Source organism: Acinetobacter sp. 228, assembly GCF_048147885.1.
On sequence record NZ_JAYWYV010000351.1, the window covers coordinates 1 to 1,252 of the forward strand.

Annotated in this window: 1 protein-coding gene and 2 pseudogenes; all 3 read left to right on the forward strand. The window is 33.5% G+C overall.

The features are described from left to right. Window positions 1-84: pseudogene (locus VXQ92_RS18895) on the forward strand (TetR/AcrR family transcriptional regulator); the annotation flags it as partial. A gap of 185 nt (window positions 85-269) precedes the next feature. Next, the gene (locus tag VXQ92_RS18900) at window positions 270-815 is read left to right on the forward strand and encodes a 1-acyl-sn-glycerol-3-phosphate acyltransferase (protein WP_193329647.1); all 546 of its coding nucleotides are present in this window, start codon (window positions 270-272) and stop codon (window positions 813-815) included. Between the two features lie 162 nt (window positions 816-977). Next, window positions 978-1,252, forward strand: a pseudogene (locus tag VXQ92_RS18905) (YebC/PmpR family DNA-binding transcriptional regulator); the annotation flags it as partial.

Sequence of the window (1,252 nt, forward strand, 5' to 3'; positions counted from 1 at the left end):
GATGGGACAATTGATAAAGATCTGATTGATCCCTCTAAGAAATGGCAATATATTGAGTATTTGATTAAAACTGAAAATCCTTAATACTTCTAGTATATACAATAATATTTTAAAAATTCAATTATATATTTTTCTATTATAAAATTAGAATATAATATTTAAAAATATTTTTAAATTAAAATAAATAAAATTTGTTTGGTAGATAATTTTCTACCTTTTTAGACAAACTCATATTAGAATTCTGCAACCTTATTGTCTCCCACATCTCTATGAAAAAGTTTTTAGGCAATTCTATCTTCAAAGCAGTTGGTTGGACCTATGATGCAGATCCTACAATTCTTGAGAAAAAACAAGTTATTATCGGTTTTGAACATACTTCTAACCTTGATGCGATCTTATCAATCGCTTTGTTTCAAATATTAGATTTAAAAATTCATACACTAATAAAAAAAGAACTTTTCAAAGGTCCAATGAAGCCTATCCTTGAAAAGCTAGGTGGCATTCCCGTTGACCGAAAAGCAAGCAAAGATATCGTCTCTCAAATGATTGAAAAATTCCAAAGTAGCGATACATTCAATCTAGTGATTGCACCTGAAGCAACGCGTGCCAAAGATGGATCGGAACGCAAACCTATTCGTACCGGTTTTTGGCATATTGCTAAAGCAGCAAATGTTCCAATTGTACTGATGTATGCAAATGCAAGAACCAAAAAAGGCGGTATTTTAGGTAAGATTTATCCTACCGATTTGCAGAAAGATCTTGAAACGATTAAAGAACTTTATGCGCAATATGATATTGATGTGAAAATTAACTAGCTAACTCTCTCATGAAATTTGAGCCTATATTTTTATGTAAATTTAGGCTCTCTAAGCTTATTTAATTGACTAACAAAACGTAAGGCAACAGTTTTCAAGAAAACCATGCCTATGCTAATATTCTGTCACTTTTGCATTTTTTAATTTTTGGAGTTCACTTCCATGGCGGGTCATTCTAAATGGGCCAATATTAAGCATCGTAAAGCGAAACAAGATGCCAGTCGCGGTAAAGTTTTTACTAAATATATTCGTGAAATTGTCACTGCTGCAAAACTTGGTGGTGCAGATCCTGCCAGTAACCCTCGCCTTCGTGCTGTTGTCGAAAAAGCGCTGTCTGTCAACATGACACGAGATACCATTAACCGTGCAATTCAACGCGGTGTGGGTGGTGAAGATAATGATGATTTAAAAGAAGTAACCTACGAAGGTTATGGTGT

Excerpts from the sequence above, each read along its gene's own strand:
- VXQ92_RS18900 (WP_193329647.1), top strand. The coding sequence starts at position 270 with ATGAAAAAGTTTTTAGGCAATTCTATCTTCAAAGCAGTTGGTTGGACC.